This is a genomic window from Nitrosomonas sp. Is37 (assembly GCF_033063275.1).
Lineage (GTDB): Bacteria > Pseudomonadota > Gammaproteobacteria > Burkholderiales > Nitrosomonadaceae > Nitrosomonas.
The window spans coordinates 1-5,200 of record NZ_JAWJYP010000057.1; the positions used below are offsets into that span (position 1 = coordinate 1).

Annotated in this window: 4 protein-coding genes; 3 read left to right on the forward strand and 1 reads right to left on the reverse strand. The window is 43.1% G+C overall.

Annotated features, from left to right (window positions below; translation table 11 throughout):
- Nucleotides 1-471 precede the first annotated feature (471 nt).
- The gene (locus tag R2Q26_RS15050; RefSeq protein WP_317537035.1) at nucleotides 472-1,602 is read left to right on the forward strand and encodes a hypothetical protein; all 1,131 of its coding nucleotides are present in this window, start codon (nucleotides 472-474) and stop codon (nucleotides 1,600-1,602) included.
- A gap of 175 nt (nucleotides 1,603-1,777) precedes the next feature.
- Nucleotides 1,778-2,224, forward strand: a complete 447-nt coding sequence (locus R2Q26_RS15055; protein ID WP_317537036.1) for a lytic transglycosylase domain-containing protein — start codon at nucleotides 1,778-1,780, stop codon at nucleotides 2,222-2,224.
- Between the two features lie 370 nt (nucleotides 2,225-2,594).
- Here R2Q26_RS15055 and R2Q26_RS15060 read toward each other — a convergent pair whose 3' ends face one another.
- Entirely contained in the window at nucleotides 2,595-3,203 is a 609-nt protein-coding gene (locus R2Q26_RS15060) for a hypothetical protein (RefSeq protein WP_317537037.1), read from the reverse strand.
- A 526-nt stretch (nucleotides 3,204-3,729) separates the two neighbouring features.
- Between R2Q26_RS15060 and R2Q26_RS15065 the strand changes: the two genes are divergently transcribed.
- Nucleotides 3,730-4,992 carry an AI-2E family transporter gene (locus R2Q26_RS15065; RefSeq protein ID WP_317537038.1) on the forward strand — a complete coding sequence of 421 codons (1,263 nt, stop codon included), beginning with the start codon at nucleotides 3,730-3,732 and terminating at the stop codon, nucleotides 4,990-4,992.
- Nucleotides 4,993-5,200 lie beyond the last annotated feature (208 nt).

Sequence of the window (5,200 nt, forward strand, 5' to 3'; positions counted from 1 at the left end):
TATATCGTGCCTACGATGTGCTTGTGTCATATGAGATCCTCCTTCCTTACAAGAATCTCATATTTTTTATCTCGTGACTACAGTATCTAAATGTTCCCCATTTTATTTACTTTAGTAAATAAGGGGTTTTTTCCCCATATATTGCCTAAACTTCCGAAATAATGAGCAACGATTGATAAATTTTTGCTTAGGAGAAACTTCTTGGTGACTCTTCTTCGACGACTGGCGCTCAGTGAAACGTCATTCCTAATGGCGATGTGATTTTTTTCGTTAAGTCATAAAGGCTGGAAAAAAAAATAATATTGCATCGAGCCAAATGAAGAGCTACCCAATGCAGTGGTAACCGCCAGTACTTTCTTGTTCCAGGTAACAGGCCATGCAAGTTTATACCGAACGAACTTCCTGACCGTGTCAATTCTGTTTATGACGGCATTGTTGTTTACCACCATTGCTTGCGCGAGCTAGGTCAGCGTGCCACTAAAATTGGATTATCACTTTCTCCGCCGCATCCTCATAGAACAGGTCTATACTGATCAAAATGACACGGCGCGAGTATTTGAGGAACAAAAGGATTGCAGTATCCTTGTTCTTTCTAATCCGCAAATCGGTCCAGACGCGAACCGAATCCGGATCATTTCAGCGGTTGAGGCTAGATTTGGCAGCAGAGTAGCCGATCAATGCTGGCACATTCCCAAGTGGGCGGGGTTTATCGAAGTCTTCTTTGCACCCGCTATCGTTCCGGAGAAACCCACGATTGAATTCAAGGAGATTGATTCGAATCTACTCAATCGGGAAGGAGATAAACCTCTGGTGATTGGAATGCTATGGGATTGGATCACACAGCACGTCCATTCCAGATTGACGGCATTCAAGGTGGATCTAGCTATCCCGTTGCAGGAAATCCAGGCGCTCGTTCCCATGATGCTCGCTACCAACGGTTCCGATGCTGCGCAACGCACGCTGGAATCGGCCAGATTCTCTGGCTTGGAAGTCGCTGAAGCTGGAATCATATTGAACTTGCAGCTCAATCTCCCAGAGATGATCGAGCAGCCCGTGATCCTCCCCCCAGAGCCAGCTCTAACTTCAGAGGAAGCGCTACGCTGGGAAGCTGCCTGGCAACGTTGGGACGCATTTTTCACCTTTGTGATCAAGCAAATGGCGAAAGACACCGAGCAGGCTGATCTGCGTCAGGCACTATTTGAAGTTTTGCTTGACGGTCGCTACGATCTTACTGAAGCCTTAATCAATTGGAAAGAGGGGACACCGGATCCAGTGCGCGGCTTATTCCTGAAAAGCTGGGAAAGGCTGGCGCCTATTCTGCAACAAATGGAAATCACTTTGCCAAGCACGGCAGCGATCCGCTATTTGAGTGTTATCACAGCGGCAGATGCTTTAAAGGCATTGGATCAGGTGAGTGAAAAGGTTGGCTATGAGATCTCTGCCGATGGCTTGCGCCGGTTGGCGCGCATGCTCGCACCGGAGTTGGAGGAAGATCCTCTTGTTTACAGTCTGGAGGTGGATCCGGAGCTACGCCGTCTGTTCGGTTTCGGATCACCCATGCCCATGACGGAGCAAGCTCCCGACATCGATAGCGGCAGCTAGTTTTTCTTCGCTCCAGCGTGGGCGGCTGCTGCGCCAGACCGCGCTTTGGTCAAGAAACTTAACCGATGGGTGCCAGATGCCGCTGAAGTCGAAACCTACTTGCCGCTGGTGGAGGATCTGCTTGATCACACCGCGGAGGCGACGATCACGAGCAAAGGTTTGCAGGGCGAATATCATGATTTTTTTTCGCCGTCTGTCTCTCGCCACCGCATGGCAGGAGAGTTGTTGGCGGCAGTTCATCAAAAAAAGTGGCCGACTTGAACCGCTCATGTCACATGCAGGCGCCATCGGTATCATGCAAGTGAACCCGAACGTATGGCGTGGTTTTTATGAAATTCCGGCGCTACGTAACGATATCAGTTACAATGCTTCGGCGGGAAACGAGATCCTGCACCATTATCTTACAGACTATGTTCTTATCAAGAATGAACACAAAGAAACCAACAGTTTCGATCATTTGGCCCGCCTGACTTATGTAGCTTATAATGGTTGTCCAGCTCATTTCGAACGATACCGAAAAAAGTCTGCGTCAAAGGGTATTTATCAGATTGCTTCAGCCTTCTGGCAAAAAGTACCAAGCTTTAAAAACAAGCGGTCCACTGGCGGTAGCTGGTTACTATGAGCAGTCCTGAGTCGATAATTGTAGTTTGGTAACAGGTTTTATGGAAACACCTGCCAGCTTATTGATCTGATTGAGACTAAATCCAGCGAATATTCTTGGTTGGATTGACCAAAATTACCCTGAATTCCTGTTTACTTTGAATCACGCTTTGTTCCAATTGTAATCAATGGGAATTAGATATAAAGCTTCTGACCGATTGTTTCAGTTACTTACATGCAAGATGGGTAACTCAATTCGGATATTTGGCTAATTCAATGTATCAAGGATACCAGATTTTGCCGCCGCTGGCTGATTATGTGCACTGATGATGGTTCAGCTATCAACCAGTGGCAGTTTTTATTTTACTTTTATTAAGTGTAACAAGAGAAAATCAGCTAAATCTATCTTGATAGTTTGAAGAAGCATATGGATTTTCCATTGATCTACTGATGGCCTGCACCTTGTTTTCCTTATTCTCATTAAACAAAATTTTGTTATGGTTGTGGCTATCCTCAGTCAAACGCATGAATAATCCAAGAGCAGCCAGTAGTATTGCGGCACTGATAATGATGATTACCGGATAGTAGAGATTGCCTGCAAGTCCAAGTTGACTGTACTTGATAACTAACAATAATCCTTCGAGAACAAGCGCGACGCACACGATACTGACAAAACGCGGTACTGTACGCCTGAGCACGATTATGATGTGTTGTTCACCTTCTTTACACGCGTATTCCCTGTTAACCACCAAACCAAGCTCAAAGATTGCCAATGCGATAATAGCCATATTGATGGATTTAATAACTGCCTCTACAAGCCCAATGCTGCCTATGAATCCTTGGAACAGGGCTTCTAAGGTTAGAAAAGTGAGTATTAATGCCACTAAGAAAAAGATGACAGAGAAAATAGTGGCCATGAATTGCCTGAAAACAGTGATATTGAGTGGTATTTTGAGTGGTATTGACTGTCTAAAGGCAGTGAAATTGGGTGACATAAACATTTATTCCTCCTTGCGCTCACATCAATACATTAAATATGCAGTTTTTTTGTGAGCAGCATGACATTGATTTGATCAGATAAGGTTTGAACTGTTAGATTTAGAGTAATAAACCTAGAGGGGTATTGAGTAAAGTTATAGAGGTTAGTGGCCGTAAACTTCACTTGACCGAATCAATACGATAAAAAAATAATCAACAAAAATTGATTATGGATTAGCTCCTGAATTAAAGAGCACTGGATTAGATTAATACAGCTTTATTACGTAAATATGTTAAGAGATAACAAATAGGCAAACAATAATGCAAATGCATACATTTTTTATCTTAGCTTGCTATAAAAGTTAAATGGGCAGCAGTGGCGGAAACACCTAATCAACCCATCACCGAGAGATATCTTGCAGCATTGTTATACTTTATACTTGTAAAAATGAATTATTTATCACTATGCTAGAAATCCCAATTTGCAATTTGGATAAGTAAGTTTTGATCAAATCTCCCCTAAATATTAACTCACAAAGAATCTAAATAATGCCATTCAGCTTGGATAGTTTTTATGAAACTAACCGTCGCATATTGATCTGGCTCATCCTGGTCGGTTTGCTTTGGTTATTGCGTGACTTTTTTGGACTGATTTTTATCACATTTGTTCTTGCATTTATTGCTATACCTCTGATCCGCCTTAGTCAGAACAAATTAAAACTGCCTTACCGCCTCTCTCTGACGTTGGTATATATCTTTTTTCTAGTAGGACTGGGAAGCTTTTTTCACTATGTCACGCCCAGTGTGATCGGTGAGGCCAGTCGTTTTATGAATAACCTCAGTGAAGTGCAGTCGAGGCTGTTAGAGCTAAAACAAGACATCGGTAGTAAATACCCGGGTGTAGAGCGCTCTTTGCACGGTTATATCCGTAGCATATTGGATGAGGAAACCCAAAAAGTTATTGATAGAGAACTTAATTTGTTCAAGCAAACAATCAACCTTCCTGAAGTCGATCAGTCGGAAGATGAGAAAGATGAGAAAAATAGCAGTATTACGGAAGCTACCCAGGAAAAGCTGAAAAAATATTACGATAAGGAAGCCGAGCTGCTAATTGATTCCTTGATGACTAAACAGATGAATAAAGTCCGGGAGCAGTTGCCTAAACTTATCAACCATCTCTATCAAGCCACTGGTACTATGCTGCTTGCCCTGTTATTCAGTTTCCTGATCCTGTTTGATAGCGTCCGCTTGGGTGATCTGATGAAAAGCCTGCATGATTCACGGTTGCGGGATTTTTATCAGGAAACTGCACAACCGGTAGTTCGCTTTGCATATGTCGTTGGCCGAGCTATCCAGGCACAGGCAATGATCGCGTGTGTGAACACCTTTTTGACTCTGATAGGGCTGATATTTCTGGGTATTCCGTCAGTTGCACTTTTATCGTTGATTGTATTCGTGTGCAGTTTTATTCCGGTATTGGGCGTGTTCATCTCTACTACACCGATGGTGCTGATTGCATTGAATACCGGCGGATTGACTTTGGCCATAGCAATAGTGGTGATGATCACCGTCATACATATTATCGAGGCTTACGGGCTCAATCCTTTGATCTATGGTAAACACTTCAAACTCAATCCGGTGCTGGTGCTAATTATCCTGCTGGTTGCTTACCACAGCTTTGGACTGTGGGGGATGATACTGGGTGTTCCGGTCACTTATTACTTTATTCATGATGTATTTGGTGTGCCGTTGTGGGATGAACGGCGGTTGGAGCCACTAAATACAGCTTTAGAAGCAAGCGCAAGCGAATGAATTTATTATAAATTATATGCATATTAACTGATAGTCTTCTTTGTGCGGCTTCTGTGCAGAGAGTTTCAGTGTAAGGCGCTCTTTGTGAGAAAGTTTAGTAATGACTATAAGCAAATTTAATTTTTGGTTACTAGGGTCTGTTGACGTTTTGAGATAAGTTATTTCATAAATAGAAAGCAAACTCGTAATATTGAGGTTCTCACACCAC